The 26630-nt window shown below is 39.8% G+C and carries 26 protein-coding genes; 11 read left to right on the forward strand and 15 right to left on the reverse strand.

Annotated elements, in window-relative coordinates; all coding sequences use genetic code 11:
* Nucleotides 1–415: 415 nt before the first annotated feature.
* The 3 genes from IW510_RS01465 to IW510_RS01475 form a co-directional block, all read right to left on the reverse strand.
* Nucleotides 416–658, reverse strand: a complete 243-nt coding sequence (locus IW510_RS01465; RefSeq protein WP_202056042.1) for a hypothetical protein — start codon at nucleotides 656–658, stop codon at nucleotides 416–418.
* Between the two features lie 1060 nt (nucleotides 659–1718).
* On the reverse strand, nucleotides 1719–2858 hold the full coding sequence (locus IW510_RS01470; protein WP_202056043.1) for a M56 family metallopeptidase: 1140 nt from the start codon (nucleotides 2856–2858) through the stop codon (nucleotides 1719–1721).
* Nucleotides 2855–3229 (reverse strand): BlaI/MecI/CopY family transcriptional regulator, encoded by a 375-nt coding sequence (locus IW510_RS01475; protein WP_202056044.1) that lies wholly within the window; start codon nucleotides 3227–3229, stop codon nucleotides 2855–2857. Before IW510_RS01475 ends, IW510_RS01470 begins: the two co-directional genes overlap by 4 nt.
* A 187-nt stretch (nucleotides 3230–3416) precedes the next feature.
* Between IW510_RS01475 and IW510_RS01480 the strand changes: the two genes are divergently transcribed.
* From IW510_RS01480 to IW510_RS01495, 4 genes are all read left to right on the forward strand, one after another.
* A complete protein-coding gene (locus IW510_RS01480) occupies nucleotides 3417–4346 on the forward strand; it encodes a DUF5067 domain-containing protein (protein WP_202056046.1) in 930 nt (309 codons plus the stop codon).
* A 76-nt stretch (nucleotides 4347–4422) separates the two neighbouring features.
* On the forward strand, nucleotides 4423–4875 hold the full coding sequence (locus IW510_RS01485) for a hypothetical protein (RefSeq protein WP_202056048.1): 453 nt from the start codon (nucleotides 4423–4425) through the stop codon (nucleotides 4873–4875).
* Between the two features lie 147 nt (nucleotides 4876–5022).
* The gene (locus IW510_RS01490; RefSeq protein WP_202056055.1) at nucleotides 5023–5526 is read left to right on the forward strand and encodes an LURP-one-related/scramblase family protein; all 504 of its coding nucleotides are present in this window, start codon (nucleotides 5023–5025) and stop codon (nucleotides 5524–5526) included.
* A 215-nt stretch (nucleotides 5527–5741) separates the two neighbouring features.
* Entirely contained in the window at nucleotides 5742–7043 is a 1302-nt protein-coding gene (locus tag IW510_RS01495; RefSeq protein WP_202056057.1) for an HlyC/CorC family transporter, read from the forward strand.
* A 68-nt stretch (nucleotides 7044–7111) separates the two neighbouring features.
* Here IW510_RS01495 and lacD read toward each other — a convergent pair whose 3' ends face one another.
* From lacD to IW510_RS01520, 5 genes are read right to left on the reverse strand one after another with little or no spacing between them, the layout of a single operon-like run.
* A complete protein-coding gene (gene lacD, locus IW510_RS01500; protein ID WP_202056580.1) occupies nucleotides 7112–8056 on the reverse strand; it encodes a tagatose-bisphosphate aldolase in 945 nt (314 codons plus the stop codon).
* Between the two features lie 38 nt (nucleotides 8057–8094).
* On the reverse strand, nucleotides 8095–9030 hold the full coding sequence (locus IW510_RS01505; protein ID WP_202056059.1) for a 1-phosphofructokinase family hexose kinase: 936 nt from the start codon (nucleotides 9028–9030) through the stop codon (nucleotides 8095–8097).
* Nucleotides 9031–9041: 11 nt separating this feature from the next.
* Entirely contained in the window at nucleotides 9042–9560 is a 519-nt protein-coding gene (lacB, locus tag IW510_RS01510; RefSeq protein ID WP_202056067.1) for a galactose-6-phosphate isomerase subunit LacB, read from the reverse strand.
* Between the two features lie 11 nt (nucleotides 9561–9571).
* On the reverse strand, nucleotides 9572–10000 hold the full coding sequence (gene lacA, locus IW510_RS01515) for a galactose-6-phosphate isomerase subunit LacA (RefSeq protein WP_202056075.1): 429 nt from the start codon (nucleotides 9998–10000) through the stop codon (nucleotides 9572–9574).
* 12 nt (nucleotides 10001–10012) lie between these two features.
* Complete coding sequence (locus IW510_RS01520; RefSeq protein WP_202056077.1) at nucleotides 10013–10771, reverse strand: DeoR/GlpR family DNA-binding transcription regulator; 759 nt, start codon at nucleotides 10769–10771, stop codon at nucleotides 10013–10015.
* 200 nt (nucleotides 10772–10971) lie between these two features.
* On the opposite strand from IW510_RS01520, the gene IW510_RS01525 reads away from it, so the two are divergent.
* Genes IW510_RS01525 through lacG form a run of 3 tightly spaced genes read left to right on the forward strand, consistent with a single transcriptional unit; the run spans nucleotide 10972 to nucleotide 14418 of the window.
* Entirely contained in the window at nucleotides 10972–11280 is a 309-nt protein-coding gene (locus IW510_RS01525; RefSeq protein WP_202056079.1) for a PTS lactose/cellobiose transporter subunit IIA, read from the forward strand.
* Nucleotides 11281–11305: 25 nt separating this feature from the next.
* Nucleotides 11306–12976: a lactose-specific PTS transporter subunit EIIC gene (locus IW510_RS01530; protein WP_202056081.1), complete on the forward strand. Its 1671-nt coding sequence runs from the start codon at nucleotides 11306–11308 to the stop codon at nucleotides 12974–12976.
* Nucleotides 12977–13014: 38 nt separating this feature from the next.
* The gene (gene lacG, locus IW510_RS01535; protein ID WP_202056083.1) at nucleotides 13015–14418 is read left to right on the forward strand and encodes a 6-phospho-beta-galactosidase; all 1404 of its coding nucleotides are present in this window, start codon (nucleotides 13015–13017) and stop codon (nucleotides 14416–14418) included.
* Between the two features lie 70 nt (nucleotides 14419–14488).
* Here lacG and IW510_RS01540 read toward each other — a convergent pair whose 3' ends face one another.
* From IW510_RS01540 to IW510_RS01555, 4 genes are all read right to left on the reverse strand, one after another.
* Nucleotides 14489–15874 (reverse strand): glycoside hydrolase family 1 protein, encoded by a 1386-nt coding sequence (locus tag IW510_RS01540; RefSeq protein WP_202056085.1) that lies wholly within the window; start codon nucleotides 15872–15874, stop codon nucleotides 14489–14491.
* 127 nt (nucleotides 15875–16001) lie between these two features.
* Nucleotides 16002–17327 (reverse strand): PTS cellobiose transporter subunit IIC, encoded by a 1326-nt coding sequence (gene celB, locus IW510_RS01545; protein ID WP_202056087.1) that lies wholly within the window; start codon nucleotides 17325–17327, stop codon nucleotides 16002–16004.
* Complete coding sequence (locus tag IW510_RS01550) at nucleotides 17320–17643, reverse strand: PTS sugar transporter subunit IIB (RefSeq protein ID WP_202056089.1); 324 nt, start codon at nucleotides 17641–17643, stop codon at nucleotides 17320–17322. The genes celB and IW510_RS01550 overlap by 8 nt, the downstream gene beginning before the upstream one ends.
* Nucleotides 17644–17973, reverse strand: a complete 330-nt coding sequence (locus IW510_RS01555) for a PTS lactose/cellobiose transporter subunit IIA (protein WP_202056091.1) — start codon at nucleotides 17971–17973, stop codon at nucleotides 17644–17646.
* Between the two features lie 292 nt (nucleotides 17974–18265).
* Between IW510_RS01555 and IW510_RS01560 the strand changes: the two genes are divergently transcribed.
* Both IW510_RS01560 and IW510_RS01565 read left to right on the forward strand, forming a co-directional pair.
* Nucleotides 18266–20932: a sigma 54-interacting transcriptional regulator gene (locus IW510_RS01560; RefSeq protein ID WP_202056095.1), complete on the forward strand. Its 2667-nt coding sequence runs from the start codon at nucleotides 18266–18268 to the stop codon at nucleotides 20930–20932.
* A gap of 125 nt (nucleotides 20933–21057) precedes the next feature.
* Nucleotides 21058–21624, forward strand: coding sequence for a GNAT family N-acetyltransferase (locus IW510_RS01565; protein ID WP_202056096.1), 567 nt, complete (start codon nucleotides 21058–21060; stop codon nucleotides 21622–21624).
* Between the two features lie 54 nt (nucleotides 21625–21678).
* Here IW510_RS01565 and IW510_RS01570 read toward each other — a convergent pair whose 3' ends face one another.
* Both IW510_RS01570 and IW510_RS01575 read right to left on the reverse strand, forming a co-directional pair.
* Complete coding sequence (locus IW510_RS01570) at nucleotides 21679–22200, reverse strand: LURP-one-related/scramblase family protein (RefSeq protein ID WP_202056097.1); 522 nt, start codon at nucleotides 22198–22200, stop codon at nucleotides 21679–21681.
* Between the two features lie 36 nt (nucleotides 22201–22236).
* Entirely contained in the window at nucleotides 22237–23106 is an 870-nt protein-coding gene (locus IW510_RS01575) for a Cof-type HAD-IIB family hydrolase (RefSeq protein WP_202056098.1), read from the reverse strand.
* Between the two features lie 128 nt (nucleotides 23107–23234).
* On the opposite strand from IW510_RS01575, the gene IW510_RS01580 reads away from it, so the two are divergent.
* Both IW510_RS01580 and pta read left to right on the forward strand, forming a co-directional pair.
* Complete coding sequence (locus tag IW510_RS01580; protein ID WP_202056100.1) at nucleotides 23235–23918, forward strand: uracil-DNA glycosylase; 684 nt, start codon at nucleotides 23235–23237, stop codon at nucleotides 23916–23918.
* A 156-nt stretch (nucleotides 23919–24074) separates the two neighbouring features.
* A complete protein-coding gene (gene pta, locus IW510_RS01585) occupies nucleotides 24075–25058 on the forward strand; it encodes a phosphate acetyltransferase (RefSeq protein ID WP_202056101.1) in 984 nt (327 codons plus the stop codon).
* Between the two features lie 114 nt (nucleotides 25059–25172).
* On the opposite strand, the gene IW510_RS01590 is transcribed toward pta, so the two are convergent.
* Entirely contained in the window at nucleotides 25173–26345 is a 1173-nt protein-coding gene (locus IW510_RS01590; RefSeq protein WP_202056102.1) for an AI-2E family transporter, read from the reverse strand.
* Nucleotides 26346–26630 lie beyond the last annotated feature (285 nt).

Below are 26630 nucleotides of genomic sequence, written 5' to 3' on the forward strand. Positions count from 1 at the left end.
TCTTTTTGGAGACGTTTTTTTTTGCTTTATAGTATAATCATCTGGATTGGAGTTGATAGCGTGGTAAATAAATTCGAGGAACTGTTAGATAGATTGACAATTGCTAATATATCAGCTATTATGGACTTAACCAAAACAACTTTTTTATTTTTTTTCATTGTTACTCTTATAGGGTGACGCTCCTTTACCACTCCTTCGGGAGTGGTTTTTAATGGAATGAGTTTTTTCAAATTAAGTAAAAAAATTCACCTAATTAGACAGTGACAAACGATAGATTGTTTAGTATACTAGTGATGAAACTAAGGGTATTGACACCTCAAAGTCAAAAGAATTATTTTATGCCCTTCACCGCCTCTAGAGGCGGTTTTTTTGTATGAATAACTCATACTCTATAAGTATTTTTCTGTCAATAGCTTTAATATGCATCAGAATCGATAATAGAAAAAGAGGTCATAATTAGTTTTTTCTGTTTGTTGATAAGACCGTGAGCGCTGATGCTACATCTTCCGTTAGGAAGCGATAAGATTTCATTGGCTAAGTCATGGTCAGTAACAATACAATGAATAGGTGAAGGAGTAGTTTCTAGCACAAAACGAACAATGATAGGAGAGTATTGAATTATACGAACATTATTTAATATTCCTGTATAGTTTTCCATATGATCACCCCAATATAATTATAACACTATTAATGATAGAAACAGTCAGAAGATTTAAATATCAATTGTGATAAATTGATGTCAGTTTACGAATAACGAGTATTTCGTAGGTGCTTTATTTGTATAATCTCTAGAACAGAAGTATGCTAGACTTGAGGTAAGGGAAGACCTCAAATCTTACTATCTCTTTAGCCGTCTTTTCGGAGGCGGTTTTTTTACATGTTGAGACAACGTTATTTTTCACTTTAGGGTAATATATTCACTAAAATAGACAGAGATTTTTTGTTTACATTTTGATATACTATATACATAAAAAGGTTATTCATATAGGCGATAGGCACTTACTTCTCTGAACTTTTAAGTTGTCTATTGCTTTTGTTCATATTTATCAAAAGAGCTAAGAATGCAAAATAGAAAAGCTTTCAGTTGAAAAACACCACCAATAATTGTACTTTGGTTGAATCGTTGCGGTTGTTAAAAATCACCAATTATTGTGAAATAGTTGTAAAAAATAGAAAAGTTTTCTAACGTCGTGATTAGTTACTTTAGAGACGACCTCGGATAAACCGACGTCATCCGGTAACGCAATTATGCGTTGCCAGTAAATGGGGTTGCACAAAATTATGTAGCCTGTCCAAAATAGGACAACCCTTAGATTAAATTGAGGGGTTTGTTATTCTATGTATAGCGCCCCACGCTTATGAAAATTTGTTGACCCAGATATTTTATTGCTAGAAATGAAACTGACCCAGAGATTGACCCAGATGTATGTGATATACCATGATTTATAGTGAAAGGTTATTGATTGGATACTAGGCGTTAGCATTCAATTATGAAACCCCATGACACTATATGAAAATTTAAAATCGTCTGACCAAGCTAAAGGCGCTTTAGCTAAATAATTAGTTTGAACTTCTAACTCCTTCTGCTTTTATTAGCAGAGGGAGTTTTTTTGTTGCGTAAAAATCAGATAGAATAGGTAAATAAAAAAGGGATTCTTCAGCAAGAAGCGGAAGAATTCCTTTTTTATATAGAAGTATACGAGCGTTTTGCAAGAATGTTACTGTTCTACTGGTGAGTAAATAAACGGTCGACCAACTGATTGGTCTATTGAATTGTTCAAATAGGAATTGGCAGATTCGTTCTGTGTCTCATTGGTGATTGCAGCCTGAGCTTCTGTTCTTGGGGAGACGCTGTAAGAGCCAATGAAGATGGCGAGAGCAATCATAAGTAAGCTGATAAAGATAACAGCCATAGTGCTTCTTGGTCGTAATTGTTGAAAGGACAGCATTGCTTGTAATCGACGTTGTATTTCGTTGGGATTCTCATAGAGCGTAACAGCAGCTGTTTTTTCTTTGTATTTTCCCGAATGCTTGCTCATTTCTATCAAGGTCATACCATAGTCATAGCGTTCTTCTTTTGTTAGTCCACGTGTCGAGGCCTCATCACAGGCGTATTCGCATTCTCGATTGACCGCCTTACTGATGGCGTAAACCAGAGGATTGAACCAATGAAGACAAAGAATCAACTGCATAAACCATTTGTATAAAATATCTTTGCTCTTAAGATGGCTGAGCTCATGTGTGAGAATATGGCGAAGCTGAGTTTCCGTCAAGTCCGTATGTGGAAGAACGATACTGCTCTTTCTAATGCCCAACAATAATGGTGAAGATACTAAAGGTGTTGTGTAAAGCTCAACTGGCGCAGTTATTTTTTTCTCTTCACAAATGGTACTTAGGAGATCCAGCAGCTTAGGGTCATCAACAGGTGTCCAGTTCGCTTTGATATATTTAACAAAGCTTTGATATTTTGTGACTTTTTGGACGATCAGAAAAAGTGCGACCAGTAACCAAATAATAGCTATATACTTTTCGACAGGTGTACGTACACTCCCTAGCACAACATTATTCCCGATAGCTACGTTTTCTCCTACGATAATTGGAGAGGCGCTGTTCCCTTTGCCAAATATCAGCTCATAAGCAGATGTTGATTCAACGAAAGGATAGAAAGAACCTATTAGACTATATCTGGCTGAAACAGGAAGGATGAAGCGAAAAAGTACAATTAACAACAGAAAGTATTGCACACGTTGAGAAAAAATTTTTTTTAGATAAGGACTGGCTATTCTCCATATAAGAAAGAGGAGTGATCCGGAGAAGCTAAGGGAGAAGAGCAAATTGAGAAATATTTCGATTGTCATTTCGCATTTTTCTCCCAGTATTCTTTTAATTCCTGCATTTCATCGCTGGATATCAAATCATTTTCAACTAGTGTAGCAATCAAGCCTTTGACTTCACCTTCATAAACCTTCCCCACAAAATCAGTTGTTTCCTGTTTAAGGTATTCTTGTTCTGTCAGGACAGCCATATATTCATTTTTCCGGCCTTTTTTTTGAACCTTCAGCATGTTTTTATCTGTCAAGCGAGATAAAAAAGTCAGGATTGTATTATTTTTCCATGTAAATTCTTTTTTGTGCAGCTCGTCGACAATCTCAGAAAACATCATTTGACGATTGTTTTCCCAGAAAATCTTTAGTATTTCTAGCTCTGAGTCGGATATCAATGTAGCCATTCTTCAGTCTCCTTTTTAATAATTACTGTCTCTTGTCAGCAAAATGACAAAGACTTTAGCGATTTAATTATAACATGAATATTGACACAATATAATAACGTATGCTAGTATAACTACATGTTGTAGTTATGAAATGTGAGCGCGCACAAATGAACTTAACAACACTCTCAGTTTTAGGGGGTATTACTTGAATAAAAAATATTTGTTGGGGTTGATTGCTTTATTTATTGTAGTAATCACAATAAATAAGTATGACCTATTTCGTAATCAATCTGAAACACCGGATGCACCGGATGTATCTGAGGTATCCACAACGGAAAGCTCAGAGATAGGCGACGAACTGATTGACGTAGCTAGTCAATCAAAAGAAGAATTATATAGTATTCTCCATATGTACGCCAGTAATCCTCAGCTGATTACTCAAGCGACAATATTTGAACAGCAAATCACGTTTGTCGCTAAAGTGAGCGGGGAGTCTATGGAAATAGAATCTCCTGATACTACTTTGGCAGGGAAATCCTATGTTGCTGTTTATCTATTAAGGGATCAGAGCATACCCATTTATTTAAATATTTCGATGATCGAAAGAGAGAGCTGGCCGCAAGACGGTGATCTTCTAAGAATTACAGGAATACCAACCGGCTACCTGTATGCAGTTCATGAAAATCAACGAATAAATATTCTGGATATTGAGGCAGTGAGTATAGAGCAGCAAACGAGTACCACAAATATGACAGCTGAAAAAATGATTGAAACGAATGAGTATAAAATAACAATTGCAGATACTGAAATCTTGTATGATGCATTTGATAACCAGACCATGATTATTTATTATACATTCAAAAATAAAAAAGCATCGATTGCTGCTTCTCCGATAAAGACCCATTTTTTCTTTAGTCAGGGAGGGGAGCAATTGACCCATACGGTTTTAGCAGACCACAATGAAGCACTTGATCCGTCAGCTTTGAGTATTGAGTTATTGGAACCAGGTACAGAGCTGTTGTATTATTCCGCACTAAAATTAATCAAACTGGACATGCCTGTAGAGATGCGAGTGTACGATGATGAATATACTCTACTGAACAAGCAAAGTCTAAAACTTTCAGAAGCAAAGTAGGAAGTGTTTATAAGAGTGTGGTAGGTCTACATGAAGCACGTCCAGAAGTTAAAAAAAGGATATGAGGAGAAGTAAAATGAGAAAAAATTTGTTATATACGGGGATTTTATTGACGATGATAACTATGCTGATTGCTGGCTGTGGAGCAGCTGCTGACAAATCAGCTGGTAGTAGCCAAGAAACAAAAACAGAAAAAAAGCAGGCCAATTTTGATGAAATTCAAGTTGGATTGACAAAGGATGAGCTAGTCAAAACATATGGTGAGCCAGAGGAGACCATTTCTGATAATACTGAAGTTATTCAAGGGCTGACAACCGATATGACAGAACTGCAAGCTGATTTGGCAGATGAAGAAAAGCAGCAGAAAGTCGTGACTTTTTTTGGCGGCAGTGAAGAAAACATGCAGGAAGCACTCACTGATATGCTAGATACAGCCAGTGAAGGAATAGAGCTTTTGAAATATACAGTAGATGGCAAAGAAATAAATGTCTATATTGTCGGTGGGAAAGTGTTGCTCAGAACTTTTTAGAGTAACGAATCGTGAGAAAATCAAACGAGCATTCTAGTAAAGACGATACCTGGTAATAATACGATTGTGGAGTAAACAAAAAACAGTGTGCCATAGTTTTTCAATTGTATGAGTACGCGAGATAAAAAATGAAATGGAGCACAACCAATGAAATATATTGTGAAACAGAAATTGGTCGCGTTGAAGCCGACCTATGAAATTTTAGATGGTGCAGGGAATGCGGTTTATAAAGTAAAAGGTAGCTTTCTTGGCAGAGAAAGTTTTGAAATTACCGATTTAGAAGGAAAAACTGTTGCGAAATGTAAAACCAATGTAAACCTGATGAGTGTATTAGGCTCGTTTTTACGGTACAATTTTAAAAAATACCACATTGATGTAGAAGATCAGACAGCGTTATCGATTGCACGATCACTGAATATTTTCAGCTATAATTTCAATGTTGATTCTTCGATTGGAGCCGTTCAGTTAGGCTATGGTGCTACAGGCAGTCATCAATTTACTTTGGATGGCGCTGTTCTGTGTGATATCGACAAGCGGAAGCTGACTATGGGCGGTGACGAATATCATCTTGAAATCGACGATGCACACGATCATAGAGTATTCCTGTTAACGACGATTGCCCTAGACCGCATTTATTATACAAAGAGATAAAAGAGAGCATTGCTTAAATTTATAAAGAAACTAGAGAGTGGTCAGATGGTCCAAATGGGGAGCATCAGATCACTCTTTTATTTGTAGTAAGGAAAAGTATCCGGTTTTGGGGGATGTCTGAAATAATACTCTCAGAGATATTTAAGAATAATATAGACGGATAATAGACCACTCCGTTATAATAGAGAAAAAGAAAAAAAGGATGATGACATTTTATGGACCCCCAGATAGGCATGATGCTGCCTGTACTGCTTATATTGATTTTACTTTCGGCATTCTTCTCTTCCAGTGAAACAGCGTACTCTTCACTGAATAGAATCCGAATGATGAAGCTGGCGGAAGCCGGTGATAAACGAGCAAAAATTGCATTAGAATTGTTAAATGATTTTGACCGTTTTCTTTCCGCGGTTCTGATAGGAAATAACATTGTGAATATTGCCAGCTCGTCTATTGCGACGATGCTGTTTGTCGCGTATTTTGGAAATATGGGTGTCACGCTGTCTACGGTAGTGATGACAATCGTTGTATTAATCTTCGCTGAGATTTCACCTAAGACGATTGCGAAGGAGTCACCGGAGTATTTCGCGTTGGCTTTTGCAAGACCTTTAAAACTATTGATTATGGTTTTATCGCCTTTGACCCTGCTCTTTGCAGGAATGAAAAAGATTCTGGTCTGGCTGATGCCTAAAAAGGATGGTGGTCCGTCAATCACTGAGGAAGAGCTGCTAACTTTAGTAGAGGAAGCGGTACAAGAAGGCTCGATTGATGAAGAGGATGAAATTCTGATTAAAAACGTGGTTGAGTTCAATGATCTTGAGGTTCAGGATATTTATACGCCGCGTCCGGAGATTGTTTCAATCAGCAGTAAAAAGAGTCTGGATGAGATTTCAGATTTATTTCGGGAAAGTGGGCTTTCTCGTCTGCCTTACTATGACCAAACAATCGATCAGGTGATTGGCGTGGTGAATCAGAAAGATTTCTATTATGATGTGCTAATTGGTGCGATGGAACTGACGGAGATTGTGAAACCGGTGCTGTTTATCCATAAAACAATGCGTATATCAGAGCTGATGAAGAAATTTCAGATGGAACAAAGCCATTTGGCAATCGTTGTTGATGAGTATGGTGGAACAGAAGGTCTTGTGACCTTGGAAGATGTCGTGGAAGAGCTAGTCGGTGAGATATGGGATGAGCATGATGATCGGCAGACAGATTACCAAAAGCTTAACGAGCGCCAATACTTGATTCAAGGGGCAGCAGAGTTCGATGTGCTGGAAGACCTTTTTAATCTTGAGAATGACACGACAGCCACAACACTTGGTGGGTATATCATGTCTACTTTAGGACATGTACCGACAGTTGGTGAAGTCCTTGAAATTACTGGTCTGAAGCTGGAAATCAAGAAGATGGACGAACATCGTGTCGATGAAGTAATGGTAACAGTCATACCGGAACAAGAAGAAGTTGCCGAGGTGCCTGAGCTGGCTGAAACACCAGTATTGGAAGATGGTCATTAATATAGAGGAATAAAAACGATGGTTTCAAGAAAACAGCCTTTTCTTGAAACCATCGTTTTTTAGTTACATCATTTTTTGGCAGTATAAGAGGTAGCTGTTTCCTTCAAAACAGCGTTGAGTTCTTCAATGTTTTTTCGTCCGATTGTTTGCAGCCATTCTCTGGCGGCTGCTTCACCATCCTTGATGAAAGGCTCCACACCACCAGCCCAAGTAGCTCGTCCACAAAGAACGCCGTTAAACGTTGAGCCAGCCTCTTTAGCAAAATGAAGTGTGTCTTTAAATAAGTCAGCTGAAACACCAGCGCTTAAAAAGATAAAGGGAATATCAGTTATTTCGCTTTGCTCAAGAAAGTAAGCTTGTGCTTGCTCTTTTGTATAAATAATCTCTTCGCCAAAGCCTTCAACAAAGTTCATATTTACAGGTACTTCTACTTTTAATACATCGACATGAAATTGAGGTGCAGAAAAAACCTTCATCATTTCAATTACTTTTCTTGGTTTGACCTGTGCATACTCTTTAGATTGCGGGTCATCGATTGTATCATCGTAAGAAAGGAGCTCAAGATAAAACGGCAGATTTTCTGCGAGACATTCAGAGGCGATTCTTTCAACAAAGGCTTTTTTTCGATCATTGATTTCATTGCTCTCATCTACATCGTAATAAAGCAGGAACTTACAGGCATCGGCGCCGGCTTCTTTCAACCGACGTACTGACCAATGATCGAGTAAATCGGGAAAGCGGCCCTTTACAGAAGAATCATAGCCTGTTTTTTCATACGCCAACAGCAGTCCAGCATGTTCATCTCGTACCTTGCTTGCAGGAAGGCCATATTCTGGGTCAAGCAAGATGGAGGAAGCATAGGGGGTCAGTTCTTCTGAAACTAAGCTTTTGAATGTTTCGATTTCTTTTTCATCGGTTGCGGGCTGAAAGCGAGTCATCATTTTTTTCATGGCTCCTCGCTGATCAATTGCCAGTGCAGCAATCACGCCGTCCTGATTAGCAAGTCTTGTCATTGCAGCTTGTTTTAGTGTGTCGTTCAATGTTATTCCTCCTAAAGTTTTTCTACAAGTATTTGGTCAAAGTAATCCTTGAAATGCTCTGTATTAATCGCTCCGGTCTGGTGCTCTAAGGTATTAAGCAAACCGGTGGTCATGCCAGTTTTTACGATGTCAGGCAACGTTTTTCTTTGATACAGTGCAGCAGCGAACCCAGCCAATGACGCATCACCGGAACCAACAGGGCTAACTGCTTGGATTTTTGGCAGTGAAGCTTTGTAGTAGCTGTCACCATCCTTAATTAGAGCGCCCTCTGCTCCTAGTGTTACGACAATATATGAGACACCATCAAAGAGAGGATTTTGCAGATAATCCAGCAATTGCTCGATATTTTTACTGGTGTCCTTTTGTACTAGTTCAGCAAGTTCATGGTGATTCGGCTTGATAAGATACGGCTTGTCCTTACCTGTCAAAGCCTGAGAAAGATATTTTCCAGAGCTATCCAGCAATACCTTGCAGTTTTCGTTGGCTGCCTGAGAAAGCAGCACCTGATAAAAGTCTTCTGGAAATCCTTGAGGCAAGCTTCCAGAAATGGTAATCCATTCGATGTCTGTCTTTATCAAAGCAGTAAAATTTTTTAAGAATTGATCGATTTCCTTTGAAGTAATAACTGGTCCGGATTCTAGAATCTCTGTCTGTTTATTTTCAGATAGAATCGCAATACAGTTACGTGTTTCTCCGGCACAGGGGGCAAAGGCGTGCTTGATACCTAGTTGGTCAAGACCATCTTTTACCAGCTCACCTGTATGACCGCCAAGAAAGCCTGTAGCAGTGACGGGTATCTCCAATTGATGGAGTACTCTGCTGACATTCAATCCTTTTCCACCAGATGTCTTAGTTACTTGAGCTGCCCGATTAACATCATCCAACTGTAGATTGTCAACAAAATAAGAAATGTCTATTGAAGGATTGAGTGTTACTGTCAATAACATAGATCCATCTCCTAATCTGTATAGTCGCCGCGATCCCATTTTTCCAGAAATTCATCAAAGATGTGTTCATCAGCGATTTCTTCTGCATGGGTCGTTTCGATGTCTTCGATTTTTTGAATCAATTGTTTATTTTCTAGTGTCGGCTGATATTCTGTTTTTAAAAATTCCTGAATGATGTCACATAATAAGAGTTCGCCGATAATTTTTCCACCAAAAGCGATGACATTCGCATTCAATTCTTTTTTTGCATAGACGGCAGTAGACATGTCTCTGACTAATGCTGCTCGAATGCCGGGAACCTTATTGACCGCATTGGTTATCCCAACGCCGGTACCACAAATCGTAACACCGAAATCTGCTCGTCCTGAGCTGACTAACAGACCCACTTTTCTTCCATAAATAGGGTAGTGAGTGCGAGAAAAATCATAGGTTCCAACATCCAGCACGTCATGTCCCTGACTCTTTAAAAAATCTGATACAGCAATCTTTGTATCTGTGACAATATGGTCACAGCCAATAGCAATCTTCATTCTTCTTCCTCCTAAAACATTTTGTTGAGCATATCTACACGAATTTGGTGACGGCCGCCTTCATAGTGGGAAGTCAAGAAAGCGTAAACAATATTCTTTGCGAGATCCGGTCCCACGATACCACTTCCAAGCGTGATGATACAAGAGTTGTTGTGTTCTCGTGTCATATAGGCAGAGCGCTCGTCAGAAACCTCAGCAGCAATGATCCCGTTGTGCTTGGTAGCAGCTATAAAACTGCCGGCACCATAACGATCAAATAAGATGCCAAAAGCTTCGTCATTTTCTCTGATTTTTTCAACGACACGTGTTGTTGAGTCGATAAAGTCCAGAGCTTCAGCTCCTGTTGTATCTATGACCTCAAACTCCTTTTCCTTAAGAAAGCCATGAATCATGTCTTTCATCTGTGTTCCTTCTTTGTCGGCACCAATTATTACTTGCATCACTGTTTCCTCCTAGTTGATAATTTGGATGATTTTTTCATATTTCGTCACTAATTCCTCGGGAATTGTCTTATCCGTAATGAGATAGTCTGCATCTGACAAGGAATAGAATTTATAAAAATCCTGTTTATCCAGCTTAAAATGGTCTGCGATGATGTATTTCGTATGGGCACTCTGCAAGATTGTGCGTTGTGTAACCCCTTCGTCCTCATTTGAATTCGTAACGAACGTATCGAGAATCCCATTGACACCAATAAATGCTTTGTGGACTTGGATGCTTGCGACTGTATCGTTGGCAATCGTACCAACAAATGCACCGGTTTTTGACCGATAAGAGCCGCCGATTAGAACCAACTCAAACCGACTGTCATTTTTGAATTTATCAAATACATGGATTGAATTTGTAATGATTTTCGCATAGTCACAGGTCAGATAATCATAAACCAGCTCAATTGTGGTTCCGGGTCCCAGAAATACAGTATCTCCGGTGTCTATCTGAGCAGCAATGTTTTTAGCGACTTCTTCTTTTTCAGATAAATGGATATTCTTTTTTTCAATATGACTTAGCTCCATAAGTGTAAGGTCATTGCTTTTTGTGGCTTTTGCTCCGCCATGAACACGAATCAATTTTCCTTGCTGCTCGAGTTCTTTTAGGTCTCTTCGTACAGTCATTTCTGTTACATTAATCTTTTCAGTGATGTCACTCACCTTCAAAAATGCTTTTTTATCTAGAAGATCAAGCAGAGCCTTTTGACGTTCTTCCTTTATCAAATCTAACTCCTCCTTAATTTTTTTGTTTTAAAATGTTCGTTTATGTTTAAATAGAACTTATCATCTATTTTCCTTTCTGTCAATGGGAAATATTTTTGTTTATTTAAAGAAATTAGGTTGACATATAAATGAAAGCGGTATATTATTTGTTTGTAACGAACATAAATAAACAAAAACAAACATAAAGTGAGGGAACGATAATGAATAAAGAAGAAGCAGCAATGGTTGGTTTTGAAGTGGTCGCTTTCGCAGGGGAAGCTCGGTCTAAATTAATGGAGGCGTTGAGCGAAGCGGAGAAGGGAAATTTTACAGAAGCAGATCGTTTAGTAGAGGAAGCGAACAGCAGCCTCATCGAGGCGCATAAATCACAAACCCAGATGCTGGCAGCTGAGGCTAGAGGAGAAGCGGTTGAGGTAGGATTTATTATGGTTCATGCGCAAGATCACCTGATGACAACTATGTTATTGAAGGATACAATCAAGCATTTATTTAACATTTATAAGAAATAATTGAAAAAGAGAAAGGAGTTTTATCATGAATGTATTAGTTTCTCGGATAGAAAAAATGAAGCCAACGTTTGAGAAAATATCAAACAATCCATATTTACGAGCAATTAGAGATGGGTTTATTAGTTTGATTCCGGTTATTCTGTTTTCAAGTATTTTCCTATTAGTTGCTTATGTTCCGAATATCTTCGATTTCTATTGGAGTGCGGGAACAGAAGCAGTTCTTATGAAAGCCTACAACTATTCTATGGGGATTCTTGGTTTGTTGATGTCATCCACTGTTGCGAAGAGCTTAACGGATAATTTTAACAGCAAGCTACCAAAAACGAATCAAATCAATAATGTGTCTACAATGATAGCGGCTATTATTTCTTTCTTATTACTTGGTGTTGATCCTCTGGAAGGCGGATTGTCTACTGGCTTTATGGGAACGAAAGGGTTGCTGACGGCATTTGTTGTTGGTTTCGTGGTACCAAATATTTATCGATTCTGTATTAAGAATAATATTACTGTAAAAATGCCGGAGGAGGTTCCGGGAAACATTTCTCAAACCTTTAAAGACTTAATTCCAATCACTCTTTCGGTTGTCTTTTTCTGGTTGTTTGACCTTGGCTTTAGAAATTTTGTTGGAACGAATTTCTCTGAAAAAATTATTGAACTGTTCCAACCTATTTTTAGTGCAGCAGATGGTTATTTAGGCCTGGCACTGATTTTTGGAGCCATGGCATTCTTCTGGTTTGTCGGTATTCATGGCCCATCGATTGTTGAGCCTGCTGTTGCAGCAATCTATATTACAAACGTAGAAGCAAATCTGCAATTGTATCAAAATGGTGAACAGGCGAACCGCATTTTATCTCAAGGAACACAGTATTTTGTTGCAACACTTGGTGGAACGGGCGCAACCTTAGTAATTACCTTGATGTTTGCTTTTATGGCAAGATCCAAGCAGCTAAGAACGATTGGACGTGCCTCATCTGTACCAGTGCTTTTTGGAGTGAATGAGCCAATGCTGTTTGGTGCACCAATCGTACTAAACCCAATTTTCTTTATCCCATTTATTCTAACGCCGATTCTGAATGTCTGGTTATTTAAATTCTTTGTAGATGTTCTAGGTATGAACGGATTTATTTATAACCTGCCTTGGACAACTCCGGGACCACTGGGACTGATTATGGGGACAGGCTTTGCTTTTCAGGCAATTATTTTGATGCTTGTTCTGTTGGTGGTCGATTTTCTTGTCTACTTCCCATTCTTCAAGGTATATGACAATGAACTGTTGGAGAAGGAAAGAACACAGGAAAATGAAGTAATAGAAGAAAAATTAGAAGTAGAAGAAGCGCAGGTCGTGACCGCTGCTGCTGCCGAAGCAATGGCAGAGACGAAAACTGAAAAGAAAGTGTTAGTATTGTGTGCGAACGGAGCAACAAGTGCTATGCTGGCGAATGCAATCAAGAAAGGGGCACAGCAAAAAGGTGTTCCATTAGATTCCACTGCGATGGCTTATGGCCAGCACAAAGAGTTGATTGGCGAATTTGATTTGATTATTCTAGCCCCTCAGATGGCCTCTATGCTTGGCGAACTACAGGAGGATGTCAAAGGGTATGAGACAAAAGCTGCTTCGACCTCCGGTGCTGAGTATGTTGCACTTGCTCGAACACCAGAGCAGGCATTGAACTTTGTATTTGAAAATCTGGCCTAGTGCTGATTGTTGAGAGAATAAAAGAAGAGGAGTTTATCATGCAGAAATTTCCGGAAAAATTTATATTTGGTGCGGCAACTGCGGCGTACCAAGCTGAAGGAGCAACACAAACCGATGGTAAAGGAAAAACGTATTGGGATGACTACTTGAAAGAGCAAGGCACTTTTGACCCAAATACAGCAAGTGATTTTTACCATAAATATCAAGAAGATATTGAACAGGCTCATGCATTTGGTATAAATGGGATTCGGATTTCAATTGCCTGGACAAGGATTTTTCCGGAAGGAACAGGAAAGGTCAATGAGGCTGGGGTAAAATTTTATCATGAGCTGATCGATGCCTGTTTGGCGCAAGGAGTAGAACCTTTTGTTACCCTGCATCACTTTGATACACCTTATCCGTTGTACAAAAAGGGAGATTGGTTATCTTCTGAAATGATTGATGCGTATGTTGCTTTTTCAGATTTCTGTTTCAAAGAATATGGGCGCAAGGTCAATTATTGGATTACGATTAATGAGCCATGGTCAGTGGTTGCCGGACAATATATTATCGGTCATTTTCCTCCGAATATTCATTACGATATTCCTAAAGCAATCCAATCAATGCATAATATGATGGTTGCACATGCTCGAGTGGTGAAGCTATATAAGGAACAGGCCTATTCAGGAGAAATCGGCATTGTTCACATTTTGGAGTCGAAATATCCAATTACTCAGTCTATTGAAGATCAGGAAGCAGCTGCTAGAGAACATATACTGGCAAATCAATTTATGCTGGATGCGACCTTCAATGGAAGATACTCGAATGAAGTCATGGGGATCGTTGAAGATATTTTGATGAAAAATGATGGGAAACTGAAGACCGAGCCAAGCGACTTTGAATATTTGAGTTATGCGGCTGAGCACATTGATTTTCTGGGTATCAACTACTATGCCAGTCATTTTTTAAAAGCCTATGATGGTGACAGCTTAATCCATCATAATGGTACCGGTGAAAAGGGCAGTAGCGTTTTCGCTTTGAAAGGGATTGGAGAGCGTGTCAATAATCCGCTGATTCCAACAACTGATTGGGATTGGCCAATTTATCCTCAAGGCTTGGAAGACATGCTGGTATTCGTTAAAAATACGTATCCAAACTACAAAAAAATCTACGTGACTGAAAATGGTATGGGCGATAAGGATATCCTGATGGATGAAACGGTTCAGGATGATGCCAGAATCGACTATGTTCGACAACATCTGGCAGCAATCCTAAAAGCTGTCGAGCAAGGTGTGAATGTTCAGGGGTACTTTATTTGGTCCTTGATGGATGTCTTTTCCTGGACCAATGGCTACAATAAACGTTACGGGTTATTTTATGTAGAGTTTGAAACACAGCAGCGATACCCTAAAAAGAGTGCTTATTGGTATAAAGCGATGGCCGATAAAAACGAATTATTATAATTGAAGAAAAAACAGGTACACAAGGAAGTGAAAATTTCCTCTGTGTACCTGTTATTTTCTTTAGTTAGTGTTAATCTAGCTCAGCACCGTTACTTTCAATCACTTTTTGGTACCAGCTGAAGCTATCCTTCTTATAGCGTTTCATATCCTTCATATCAAAGTCAGAACGATTGATATAGATAAAGCCATACCGTTTTCTGATGCCTTCATGGGTGCTGATTAAGTCCATTGCACTCCATGGGCAGTAGCCGATGATATCTGCTCCGTCACCAATCGCTTCGTTCATTGTACGGATATGGTCACGTAGATACTCAATGCGATAGGTATCATGGATTTTCCCATCTTCGGTTAATTCATCTCTGCCGCCGAGTCCATTTTCAGTAACAATCATTGGCAGGTGGTAACGAGAATAGATTTCATTGGCTGTTGTACGGAAGCCTTCCGGGTCAATCTCCCAGCCGAATTCAGTTGTGCCTAGATGTTCGTTTTTAACACTTTGGAAGTAGCCTGGTAGAGCAAAGCCGCTTTGCTGGTCCGCTTTTCCTGAACCTTGAGCCACTGTAGGATTCGCTTTTACCGTTCCGGTATTGTAATAATTGAAGGCGATAAAATCACAGGTGCCCGCTTTCATTACGGCTAAATCCTCTTCAGTCATGTCAGGCTCTGCGTTGATAGAACGAAGCATAGCTAATACTTGATGGTTATATACGCCGTAAACCGCAGCGTCAAGGAATAACCAGTTTCTCAATGCATTGAAATTTTGAGCGGCACGCATATCCTCAGGCTTATCTGTTTCCGCGTAAGCAACTGCGATATTAGGAGCAGGTCCAATTTTTCCATTGTAGCCTTTCTCATGATAGTCTCTCATAACCATTGCTTGAGCCACAAGCATGTGATGATTTTCCTGAAACAGCTGTTTATAGGGACGGTCACCGGTTCCAACTGCAGCACCTGCAAGAACCATCATGTTTTGTTCATTAATTGTTTGCCAATAGGTGACACGATCACTGAAATGCTCAAATAAGATATTGCAGTAGCGTACAAAGGCGTCGATGGTTGCACGGTTGCCCCAACCGCCTTTTTCATCAAGTGCAGCAGGTAAATCGAAATGATAGACTGTCACAACGGGTTCAATGTCATGCTTGATACATTCATCGATTAAATCACTGTAAAATTGGATACCTGCTGGATTGATTTCACCGTCGCCGTCAGGAACGACACGTGTCCAAGCAATTGAAAAGCGATAGGCCTTTAATCCTAATTCTTTAAATAGAGCGATATCTTCTTTCATATGATGGTAATGGTCGGCGGCTACCTTGAAGTCGCTGGTATTGTCAGGTAAGATTTTGACATCCTGAACAGATTTTCCTTTGCCGTCTTCATCCCAAGCCCCTTCTACTTGATAAGCACTTGTTGCTGCTCCCCATAAAAAATTCTTTGGAAAATGGTTCGTCATATGGTTTTCATCCTTTCCGTTTTACATCCTAAATAAACAATAAGACATGGGAATGTTCCCATGTCAAGAAGTAACTTCAAATAAATCAATAGTGGTTAGATTTTTTTGAAATTATGATTCTAGGGTTTTAGCTTTCTTCAGCGATTTCCGCTTCCATTTCTGCATCGTAGGCTTTTTCACCTTCGACTTCGATTCTGTAGGCTTTCAAGTCTTCCATCTTGAAGAATGGATAGTAGAGACCGAAGCTTAGGAGAATCTGAACAACTTGAAGGAGAGCGCCACGCCATCCGGAGAGTAAGAAGCCGGCGACAACTGGTGGTGTGGTCCATGGCAGCAGAATCCCGTTCGTAATAGGTACTAATCCGGTCGCCATTGCGGAATAAGCAATGATACACATTAACAATGGCGCAATGATAAATGGAATCAGCATAATTGGATTCAATACAATCGGAATACCGAATACTAAAGGTTCGTTAATATTGAAAATGGCTGGTGCAAAGGACAGTTTACCCAATGTCTTGAACTGAGAAGATTTGGCAAAGAAGAGACAAGCGATTGCCAATCCAATTGTTGCACTGGAGCCTCCCAGTTTAATGAAGTTTCCATAGAACTGTGCATTTACAATATTCGGCAATACATCGCCACGGGCAAATGCTTCAGCGTTTTCTACAGCTAAGGCTGTCCAAATCGGTGTCATAACAGCCCCGATAATGTTTGAGCCATGGATACCGAAGGACCAAAGCAACGCTTCAAACAGCAGAACAATCAAGGTTGCAGGTAGTGAGCTTCCCAAAGCCAGCAGTGGTGTCTGTAATACATTGAAAATAAAGTTTTGAGCAGTTTCAAATTCAGTGAACGTGAAGCCGATTCGAATCAAGTTGAACACAACAATAACGAAAAAGCCCGGAATCAAAGCAGAGAATGATTTAGATACATTTGATGGTACAGATTCAGGCATTTTGATGGTCCAGCCCTTCTGAGTCACCCAACGGAAAATTTCAACAGCAAGAATGGCTGTAATCATTCCAACGAAAAGGCCGGATGCACCAAAGTTTCCTAATGGTAAAAACATATTGCCGGACTCATCAGAAGTTAGTGGTGTTAATACAAGAAAAGCGACAATTGCAATTGCTTGTGAAGAGCCTCGATCGACTTTATAATATTTTGCCAGCTCGCTGGCAATGCCAAGAATAACGAAGATAGTCATCGCATTCATGGTCATATTGTTTACTTGAAGAAATAAGCCCATCCAATCTTCACCAAAAACAGAAGCCATAAAGCTTAAGTAAGCATCAGATGGTAATTGTGTAACCAATAAGAATAAAGAACCAATAATCAATAAGGGCATTGCAACGAAAAAACCATTTTTGATAGCGGATAGATAGCGATTTGAATCCAGTTTATAAGCGATAGGACCTAATTTGTCCTGTAACCCATCCATAAATTTATTCATTTTTTTGTCCTCCTTCTATTAATGATAATGCCATTTCTATTACTTTTGCTCCATCCATTCGACCATAATCAATAATTGAGATAGTACTTACAATTATTGCGCTTCCTTTGAACTGCTGCTTGTACTTCTCCTCCAAAAAAGAAATTTGAGGACCTAGAAGCAAGATATCTGTTTCTGCTAAATGCTTGTCAAACTGCTTTTCGGGAACCGCAAGGATTGAAACCTCGATTGATTGCGCCGCAGCATATTTTTCCATTTTGCTGACTAGAAGACTAGTCGACATTCCGGCTGCACAGGCAACAGTGATGTTAATCATTTAGATTCCTCCTTTATCCAGTCGATGATAAAGCTGGATCATTCGATCGGCCATATCCATTGTAGTGATTGCACTCATCAGGTGATCCTGACCATGCATCAGAAGTAATGGGGTGGGGAGTACAGTTTCCTCGATGTTTTCCTGTGTCAGCAGAGAATGATAATCATGGGCGGTGCTAAGTGCTTCATGTGCTTGTGTCATCAACTCTTCTGACTGTTGATATTTTCCGCTGGCTGCCTGATCGATTGCCTGCATGGCTAAGCTTCGTGCTGTTCCCCCCTGTAAGATCAAGCCAATAATCCAATCCTCCTCTACAAGTTTATTTTCCATTGACAAACCCTCCCGTCCTAGCTGATTCATTTTTATATAATGCAAGAAGTGTGCCAAAACACATGCCTTGTTTAGAAAAAGCAGTTAGCGTTTATGGATAGAAGAGATGGACATTACCGTACAGGCAGAAGCTGATGTTTTTTTCTAGTCTGAAAAGGATGAAAGTGTACCAACAATGCCTCTTTCAAAAAGATGTGTTTTATTTCAGATAAAAAAATGAAACACATGAAAGCACATTGACCTTTACATTTTATGAAAACCCTTTAAAATGGATACAAAGAGGGGTGACACGATGAAACGGGTAGAACTTGTTTACGAAGGATTGAAGCATTTGTATGAAGGAACCGGCATTACAACTAATAAAGTGGCGGAAGAGCTGGAACTTTCCAGAGCGAATGTCAGCAGTGATTTGAATCAATTGGTTGCTCAAGGAATGGCTCGCAAGGAAAGTGGGAAGCCGGTTTTGTATCACCCAGTAGTAAAAATGTCAGAGCTGGAACAATTTATGCTGAAGAATCCATCATTGAAGATGATTGTGAATCAGGCTCAAGCAGCTATTTTATACCCGCCAAATGGGTTGAATATGCTTTTTTATGGGGAAACCGGTGTTGGAAAGTCCATGTTTGTCTCGTACATTTATGATTATGCGAAAACAGTCAAACGAAAAAGTGAAGAGTATCCGTTTATTCGTTTCAACTGTGCAGACTATGCCAATAACCCTCAACTGCTCATGGGGCAGCTATTTGGAGTAACTAAAAATGCTTATACCGGGGCTGAGGAAGAGCGGATAGGACTGATTGAGAAGGCAGATGGAGGCATTCTTTTTTTAGATGAGATTCACCGCTTGCCGCCGGAGGGACAGGAAATGCTGTTTACCTTTATTGATTACGGAACGTATAACCGCTTAGGAGAATCAGCGAAGGAGCGACGAGCGACGGTTCAGTTGATTGCTGCTACAACCGAAGCACCAAATTCTGCATTGCTGCAGACGTTTCAGCGACGGATACCAATGGTGTTGAAAATTCCCAGCTTGGCAGAGCGGACACTTGAGGAGCGAGCTTGGCTGGTATCTCTATTTTTACAAGCAGAAGCAAATCGCCTGAATGAACCAATCAAAATTACGCAAAACAGCCTGCGGGCATTGATTAGCTATCATTGCCCAAGTAATATCGGACAGCTTAAAAGCGATGTTCAGCTATGCTGTGCGAAGGCGTATGCTGATTTTCTTTTGAACGGTCAGCAGGATATTCGTATACATAGTCCGGAGTTGATGCCGCACATTCTGAATGGCTTGTATCAAGAACCGGATAAGCGAATCATTTGGCAAAAAATGAGAACAACGGTTGGCAGATATGTACTGTTTCAACCGGACAAAGAGCTGGATAAGGATGGACCTTCCGACCAAAATAATATCTATAAGCTGCTGAATGAAAAAACAGATGAAGTAAAATCCGGAAAATTGAGTTATGAAGAGCTGGTTAAAATCGTGGAGGAGAATTATCAATCCCTGTATCAAACAGAACAGGATGGACGCTCCATTAAAAATCTAAAAGCTGTTTTTTCTGAGCCGCTCTATGAAACCTGTATCCAAACAATTCAATTAGCGGAACAGCTGTTGAAACGAAAATTGAATGAAAAAATTCAAGCCAGTCTGGCGATTCATCTGTTGAATACGTATGATCGTATTCGACGAGGAGACCACCTGACCATCCATCCGGATAATCTTGAAATAGAAACCAATTATCCTGAATATGTGATGATTGCGAAGGAATGCCTTTTATACCTGAACTGTTCTTTGGATATTAATATCCCTGATGAAGAGGCTGTTTTTCTGGCGATGTTCTTTATCTATAATAGCGATGAAAATCCTGAAAAATCGAAGCAGGTTCAAGTGATTGTACTCGCTCATGGTGCATCTACAGCAACCTCAATGACAACCTTTGTGAATCGTCTATTAAATGTAGAACAGGGAGCTTGGGGCATCAATATGGATTTGGAAGAGAGTCCAAGCGCCATGCTGAAACGCTTGAAGCAGCTTCTCATTGAAAGCAAAACAACAGCAGACCTGCTGTTTTTAGTAGATATGGGTTCCTTGAACAACATCGGACATGAAATAGAAAAAGAATTGGGGAATCGCTGTGCCACGATTGGTTTGGTCAGTACCTCTCATGTGTTGGAGGCTACTAGGAAGGCCGTGTTGGGAATTCCACTAGAGGAAGTCTATCAATCAACACTGCAGGTCAATGAATACGCTGTGCCAATTGAGTCCTCCGTGTGTCACTCTGCTTGGGATGACAAGAAGGAATCGGTGATTCTGACCTTCTGTATCACAGGTGAGGGTACAGCCATTACAATGAAGAATATCCTAAAAAATAAACTGACCATTGATCCAAAGGAGTTAAAGATTATTCCGGTTACTCTACTTCATAATGAGAGTGCGGCGAACTACCTCTTGGCAATGCAGAAAAAATATACCATTCTCTGTATTGTTTCATCCCTGCCAATCAAAACCAGTATTACACAATTTCAATTGTACGACCTGTTCCAGCCAGAAGCTTTATCACAAATTCAGGAGATTGTGGATATCGATAGTACTTATCGAAATATTGGTCAAACGCTAAAAGAAGAGCTGTCAGAGGTTGATAGTAATGAGATCGTTGCGGATGTGAAGAATCTTTTGCCAATCTTAGAGAAAAAGCTGCAGCGGCAGTTTCATAAGCGAACGATTTTTGGTGCGATTTTCCATGTTTGCTGTCTGGTGGATGGTTTGAAAAAAGGATGCAGAGGGAACGATTTTCCGGATCAGCAGCTATATGAAGAAAAATATGCTTGGGAGCATCTGGTAATCAGGGAGGTTCTTCAAGGTATTGAAGAAAAATACCATGTAGTGGTTTCGGATGATGAAATTAGCTATATGGTTAGCCTATTTATCACGTATCCTCAAGCAGCTTTGAGCTGATATGGGTCAAGAAAAAAGGTAGATAATTTAGAAAATGATGTTCTTTTTTACATGCAAGAAAAGGTAATAAGGGTGAAATTACTATAAAAAAGTGGTACACTCACTATAGAAAGTGAGTGATATGAATGATTCGTTTTGCAAGAAAGGAAGATGGCGCGATGATCGCACCATTGATTCTTGTTATTTTAAAGGATATGGAGCTTCCTATTTTTGAGAGGATTTCAGAGGAGCAGGTCTTATCAATCTTGGAAGAGGCTATCGCAGATCCTACCTATCGATATGGCTACAAAAGAGGTCTTGTCTATGAAGTGGATGGAAAAATAGCGGGTATCGCTTTTGGTTACTCTGCCGAAGAAGAACCGCTGATTGATGAGCCGTTGAAGAATGTCTTGAAACAGTATGGTATTCATGAAGATGTCCAGCTGTTTGTTGATCCAGAAACAATGCCAAATGAATGGTATTTAGATACAATCTCAGTTGGGGCGGATTATAGAGGTCTGGGAATCGGCTCTAAGCTATTAGAGGCATTACCTGAATTGGCTGAAAGAGAAGGGAAGCACGTAATTGGCTTAAGTGTGGACGAAGCAAACCCGAACGCAAAACGTTTATATGAGCGTCATGGTTTTAGCGTTGTAGAAGAGCGTATGATTAGCGGACACCTTTATGAGCATATGCAAAAAGAGATAAATTGAATATAAAAAAATGAGCGAATCGTCTTTTTTAAGAGATTCGCTCATTTTTATTTTTCAACAGGAGCCCCAGCCAACCATAGGCTGACGTTTCTGATTGTTGTCTTTCTTTTTGTTATAGAGCCAGTAATCGAGGACTGCAGCAATACAGATACATAGGGGAGCATCCTCATCGTTCTCAACCTCCAGACAAAAATAATTACCTGTAAATAGAGTGGCTTTGCTCATTTCCATAATTTTATGGTTATTATGATGGATGGTGTAATAATGGTTACGAATATCTCCAATCACAGTCCAGTGAAGCTGGTTGACATAGTAAAAATCGGCATTCAGATTCAACAATTTTTTCAAGGTACCAACCTTTTCAAAGCCTTTATAAAGCTCGAAACGAGTACCAAAGAAAAAAGACAGCTGTTTGATGCTGGCGACTAATTCCCCATTCATTGCATAAAGAGATAAGGCGTCTCCGCGAGTGCCCCAACGTCCCACCAGCAAAAAAAGTGATTGACCGTCTTCATCCTTTACAATCGTTCGAGTCACATTGCTTAATTGTTGTTCCTGAATAAAATATTCAGACACGAAGCTCCACCTCTTTTCAGATTCACCAATAAAAAATTATAAATCTTCACGAATTGCCCGTAAAATTGCTTCTCCTACACCGTTTTCCAAATTCGTTGATGTGACATATTTAGCATAATCTTTAACTTCTACTTCCGCATTCCCCATGGCAAAGCTGACTCCGGCCCATTGAAGCATGCTGACATCATTGAAATTATCTCCGATTGTCATGACTTGATCTGCATTAATCCCTCGTAATTTTGCAACATGGGCAACAGCAATCCCTTTTTGGGCATTTTTATGGTTGACCTCAATGTTGTTTTGAGCCGAAGAAGTAACTACTACATCCGACAGCTTTTCAATCTCCATTCCGGTAGGACCGAGAACTTTAGGTCCGTCAATGCTGAAGCCGATGATTTTCAATATTTCAATGTCTCCACGATCAATCACTGTTTTCATATCGTCTACATAGGTAATTTTTAGCAATGATAAGTGAGCAGCAGCCATGGCAATTGCTACCTTATAAGTAAGGTGAGGCATTGTTTCGGCAATGTGCGCTGCAAAATTCTCAATTCTTTTTTCCTGATGCTCAGAGAAAATTCCTTCATTTGTAGAAATTTCATAATAAATATTGTTCTGATCCAGCAGATTAAGCACTTTTTTCGCTGTGTCCTTTTCGATTCCGGCAGTAAAAATGGTATTTCCCTGTTTATCGAAAACCTGAGCGCCATTCAGGGTAATCATTGCGCAATCAATCCCAGCTTCTTCAAGTGCAGGCTGAGCTTCTGAATAGGCCCGACCGGTAGCGACCATAAACTCGACACCTTGGCGAGCCGCTTCGCGTATAGCAGAAGCATTATCATCTGAAATGGCCATTTTAGAATCCAACAATGTACCATCCATATCTGAAGCTATTAATTTAATCATAAACTATTTCCACCTCATTCATTTTACGTACCTATAGTTTACCATGTTTTCAGTCTAACTGTTATAATAAAATTCCTTGTAACTTTTAATAAAGTTGGTTATTCTAGTTAGGGAAAGGAGCTGAGGACATGAAGACAATTATTCATAATAGCTGGCAAGAAATGTTGGCGGAGGAATTCGATCAGCCATATTATAGTGAGTTAAGAGAATTTTTGAAAAAAGAGTATACAACGCAGACGATTTATCCGGATATGTATCACATTTATTCCGCTTTGGAGCTGACCCCTTATGAGGAGGTTAAGATAGTGATTTTGGGACAAGACCCTTATCACGGACCAAATCAGGCACATGGCTTGAGTTTTTCGGTACAACCGGGAATCAAGACACCGCCATCACTTGTTAATATCTATAAAGAGCTGCAGGAGGACCTAGGCTACGCACCGGTTAATCACGGCTTTTTAGAAAGCTGGGCTAAACAAGGTGTATTGCTACTGAACACCGTGCTAACTGTACGAGCTGGTCAGGCTTACTCCCATAGAGGACAAGGATGGGAACAATTGACAGACGCGGTAATCAGAAAATTGAATGAACGTGAAAAGCCTGTTGTGTTCATTTTATGGGGCAAACCGGCACAAGACAAAATGCGCATGATTGATACGGATAAGCATGTGATTATCAAATCGCCTCATCCAAGTCCGTTATCTGCTCATCGAGGCTTCTTTGGTTCGCGTCCGTTTTCTCAGGCGAACCAGGCATTACAGCAGTTGGGAGAAGAACCGATTAACTGGCAGCTTCCTGATACAGTGTCTTAAAACAGCTTTAAACTGTTATAGTATAGATTGTGTAGTTTGTGAAAAAGTTATCAGAATAAGGTTTTTTCACTAATACAGACAAAAAAAACTGTTATTTTCTTTTCGGATGGTGTATGATTGTGGATGAACATGTAAAAGAATATTGGAGGGTGTATTGTGGAACTATTCGATAACTTAAAAGCGAAGGTCATTAACAAGAATGTAAAGATTGTTTTTCCGGAAGCGTTAGATCCAAGAATTTTGGGAGCTGCAGCTCGTTTGAAAGCAGAAGAATTGCTGGAACCTGTATTGCTGGGGAACCCGGAAGAAATCGTTAAAGCAGCCCATGCACGTGGAATCAAGACATCTAATTTTACAATCGTTGATCCTGAAAACTATGAGAAGTGGGATGAAATGGTTGAGTCATTTGTAGAACGCCGTAAAGGGAAAGTCAGCAAGGAAGATGCTGAAAAAATCCTGAAGGACGTGAACTATTTCGGTACAATGTTAACATATATGGGCTTTGCTGATGGTATGGTCAGTGGTGCAATCCATTCTACCGGAGATACTGTACGTCCTGCATTGCAAATCATTAAGACAAAACCTGGTGTTAGCCGTACAAGTGGTGCAATGATTATGTTCCGCGGCCGTGGTCAGGAAAGATATATCTTCTCTGATTGTGCAATCAACGTGAATCCAAATGCAGAAGAGTTAGCTGGCATTGCAATTGAAAGTGCAAAAACAGCGAAACTATTTGATATTGAGCCAAAAGTTGCGATGATGAGCTTCTCAACAAAGGGTTCTGCAAAAGCTCCTGAAGTAGATAAAGTCGTTGAAGCGACAAAGCTTGCGAAAGAAATGGCACCGGATTTGGATATCGATGGTGAATTACAGTTTGATGCTTCTTATGCAGCATCTGTTGCACAACTGAAAGCACCGGAATCTGATGTTGCCGGCAAAGCGACAGTCTTTGTTTTCCCGGAACTGCAATCTGGAAATATTGGCTACAAGATTGCACAACGTTTAGGTAATTTCGAAGCAATCGGACCAATCCTGCAAGGCTTGAATAAACCAGTTTCAGATTTGTCTCGTGGGGCGAATGAAGAAGATGTGTATAAACTTGCGCTTATCACTGCTGCACAAGCAATGATGGATAAATAATTAAGAAATGAAAAACCGACATCAAAGGATGTCGGTTTTTTTGATACAGCTGTCATAATAGTCACTGCTGTATTAGTCAGCTTTGCGCAGCAACACACAAAAAGATGAGCAGGTCTATTTTAAATACTCGTCTTTGGTAAATGTTGTGTCTTCATACTTGCCTTTTTCGCCATAGAAGCGGTTGTAGCGCTGTTTGAATTTTCGGAATAAGTAAATGACTCCAACCTTCAACAGGCAGTAAATCGGAATTCCAAAGATGACACCCACTAATCCTAAAAGATCCCCCATAACCAGTAAAACAAGCAGAATGGTAATTGGATGAATTTTCAGCTTATCTCCCATAACCCGAGGAACGACTAAATCACCATGAATCAGCTGGATGACAAACCAGACGACCAAAAACTTAATGCCCATAAAGGTTGAATCTTGAAAGGCAATAATCAGCCCGGGAATAAATGCAATGAAGGGCCCGATGTATGGAATGATACATAGAATTCCCGCAGCAAGTGCTAAAATGCCAGCAAATGGCATACCGATTAAAAGAAATGTCGGTAGATACATAACACCGAGAACCAGTGATGCAATAATTTGTCCTTTCAGGTAGTCACCGATTTGGATATTCACAATTTTGCTTAGCTCATCGAAATCGTTACGAAATACTGGCGGCATAATCCCTTTTAGTGTTTGGTAAAATTTTTCTTTATCCTTCAATAGAAAGAAGGCGATGATTGGTCCGGTAAACATGGTTAGAAATGTTGTGGATACCGCCGAGAACACATTCCCTAAGCCCTGCGCTCCCTTTTGCAGATAATCTCCGGCTACACCGCTAATTTTGTCCCAAAGATTTTCAAGTGATTCGGTTGCCTGACTGAATTCTCCGGCAAAAGGAGTCTTGGCAACGAAAGCTTCCGTTGTTTTTTGAAAATCATTTAAGAAGGTTGGAAATTGCTCAATCAATTCTTCCGTCTGCTTTTGAATCATTGGGAAAAGCTGTAAACCGCCTAAGAATAATAAGGCTAAAACGAGTACGTATAGACCAGCAATGATCCAAACACGAGGCAGCTTTTTATCCAGTCGTTTTACAATAGGATTCAATAGATAATAGATAATGAGTCCGAAAACAGCTGGAGGAAGAACGGTTACGATAATGACTAGAATAGGGGTAAAAATAAATGAAATTGTGTGAAGTAAAAAAATCAATACAGCACTAAGACATAGTATAGCTAATGTGAACATCAAGTTTCCTCCGCCTAAAAAACGTTGCCAGCGGCTTTTTTCCTTGTCCATTCTTTCTCCTCCTCTTTTATAATGGACATTGGTTATTCAGCTGCGGGTAGAACAGATAGCCAAATGTCCGAATAATAGGTCATATTTATTATAGACTATCGGTGCATAACTGTAAAAGTAAAGGGATATGGAGGACTGGTATTTTATTAAGGAAATTTGATGATATCTCTTTAATCAATCTTATTGGCAGAGTGTTTCCAAAGATTATTTTGTGCTATACTCTCAAAAAGGAAGGTTACCGGATAGGATAGGTAATTTTCAAGAAAACTGCAGATATTTATTGCT

Source organism: Enterococcus sp. BWR-S5 (genome assembly GCF_016745255.1).
In the GTDB taxonomy this organism is placed as follows: Bacteria; Bacillota; Bacilli; order Lactobacillales; family Enterococcaceae; genus Enterococcus_L.

Bases quoted from the DNA above. Each gene is read 5' to 3' on its own strand.
- lacA (WP_202056075.1), bottom strand. From the start codon at position 10,000: ATGCAAGTAATAATTGGTGCCGACAAAGAAGGAACACAGATGAAAGAC.
- IW510_RS01470 (WP_202056043.1), bottom strand. From the start codon at position 2,858: ATGACAATCGAAATATTTCTCAATTTGCTCTTCTCCCTTAGCTTCTCC.
- IW510_RS01555 (WP_202056091.1), bottom strand. From the start codon at position 17,973: ATGGAAAATAAACTTGTAGAGGAGGATTGGATTATTGGCTTGATCTTA.
- IW510_RS01530 (WP_202056081.1), top strand. From the start codon at position 11,306: ATGAATGTATTAGTTTCTCGGATAGAAAAAATGAAGCCAACGTTTGAG.
- IW510_RS01560 (WP_202056095.1), top strand. From the start codon at position 18,266: ATGAAACGGGTAGAACTTGTTTACGAAGGATTGAAGCATTTGTATGAA.
- IW510_RS01580 (WP_202056100.1), top strand. From the start codon at position 23,235: ATGAAGACAATTATTCATAATAGCTGGCAAGAAATGTTGGCGGAGGAA.
- lacB (WP_202056067.1), bottom strand. From the start codon at position 9,560: ATGAAGATTGCTATTGGCTGTGACCATATTGTCACAGATACAAAGATT.
- IW510_RS01490 (WP_202056055.1), top strand. From the start codon at position 5,023: ATGAAATATATTGTGAAACAGAAATTGGTCGCGTTGAAGCCGACCTAT.
- IW510_RS01550 (WP_202056089.1), bottom strand. From the start codon at position 17,643: ATGATTAACATCACTGTTGCCTGTGCAGCCGGAATGTCGACTAGTCTT.
- IW510_RS01565 (WP_202056096.1), top strand. From the start codon at position 21,058: ATGATTCGTTTTGCAAGAAAGGAAGATGGCGCGATGATCGCACCATTG.
- IW510_RS01485 (WP_202056048.1), top strand. From the start codon at position 4,423: ATGAGAAAAAATTTGTTATATACGGGGATTTTATTGACGATGATAACT.
- IW510_RS01475 (WP_202056044.1), bottom strand. From the start codon at position 3,229: ATGGCTACATTGATATCCGACTCAGAGCTAGAAATACTAAAGATTTTC.
- IW510_RS01505 (WP_202056059.1), bottom strand. From the start codon at position 9,030: ATGTTATTGACAGTAACACTCAATCCTTCAATAGACATTTCTTATTTT.
- lacD (WP_202056580.1), bottom strand. From the start codon at position 8,056: ATGACAAGACTTGCTAATCAGGACGGCGTGATTGCTGCACTGGCAATT.
- IW510_RS01540 (WP_202056085.1), bottom strand. From the start codon at position 15,874: ATGACGAACCATTTTCCAAAGAATTTTTTATGGGGAGCAGCAACAAGT.
- IW510_RS01590 (WP_202056102.1), bottom strand. From the start codon at position 26,345: ATGGACAAGGAAAAAAGCCGCTGGCAACGTTTTTTAGGCGGAGGAAAC.
- celB (WP_202056087.1), bottom strand. From the start codon at position 17,327: ATGAATAAATTTATGGATGGGTTACAGGACAAATTAGGTCCTATCGCT.
- IW510_RS01465 (WP_202056042.1), bottom strand. From the start codon at position 658: ATGGAAAACTATACAGGAATATTAAATAATGTTCGTATAATTCAATAC.
- IW510_RS01525 (WP_202056079.1), top strand. From the start codon at position 10,972: ATGAATAAAGAAGAAGCAGCAATGGTTGGTTTTGAAGTGGTCGCTTTC.
- IW510_RS01575 (WP_202056098.1), bottom strand. From the start codon at position 23,106: ATGATTAAATTAATAGCTTCAGATATGGATGGTACATTGTTGGATTCT.
- IW510_RS01495 (WP_202056057.1), top strand. From the start codon at position 5,742: ATGGACCCCCAGATAGGCATGATGCTGCCTGTACTGCTTATATTGATT.
- lacG (WP_202056083.1), top strand. From the start codon at position 13,015: ATGCAGAAATTTCCGGAAAAATTTATATTTGGTGCGGCAACTGCGGCG.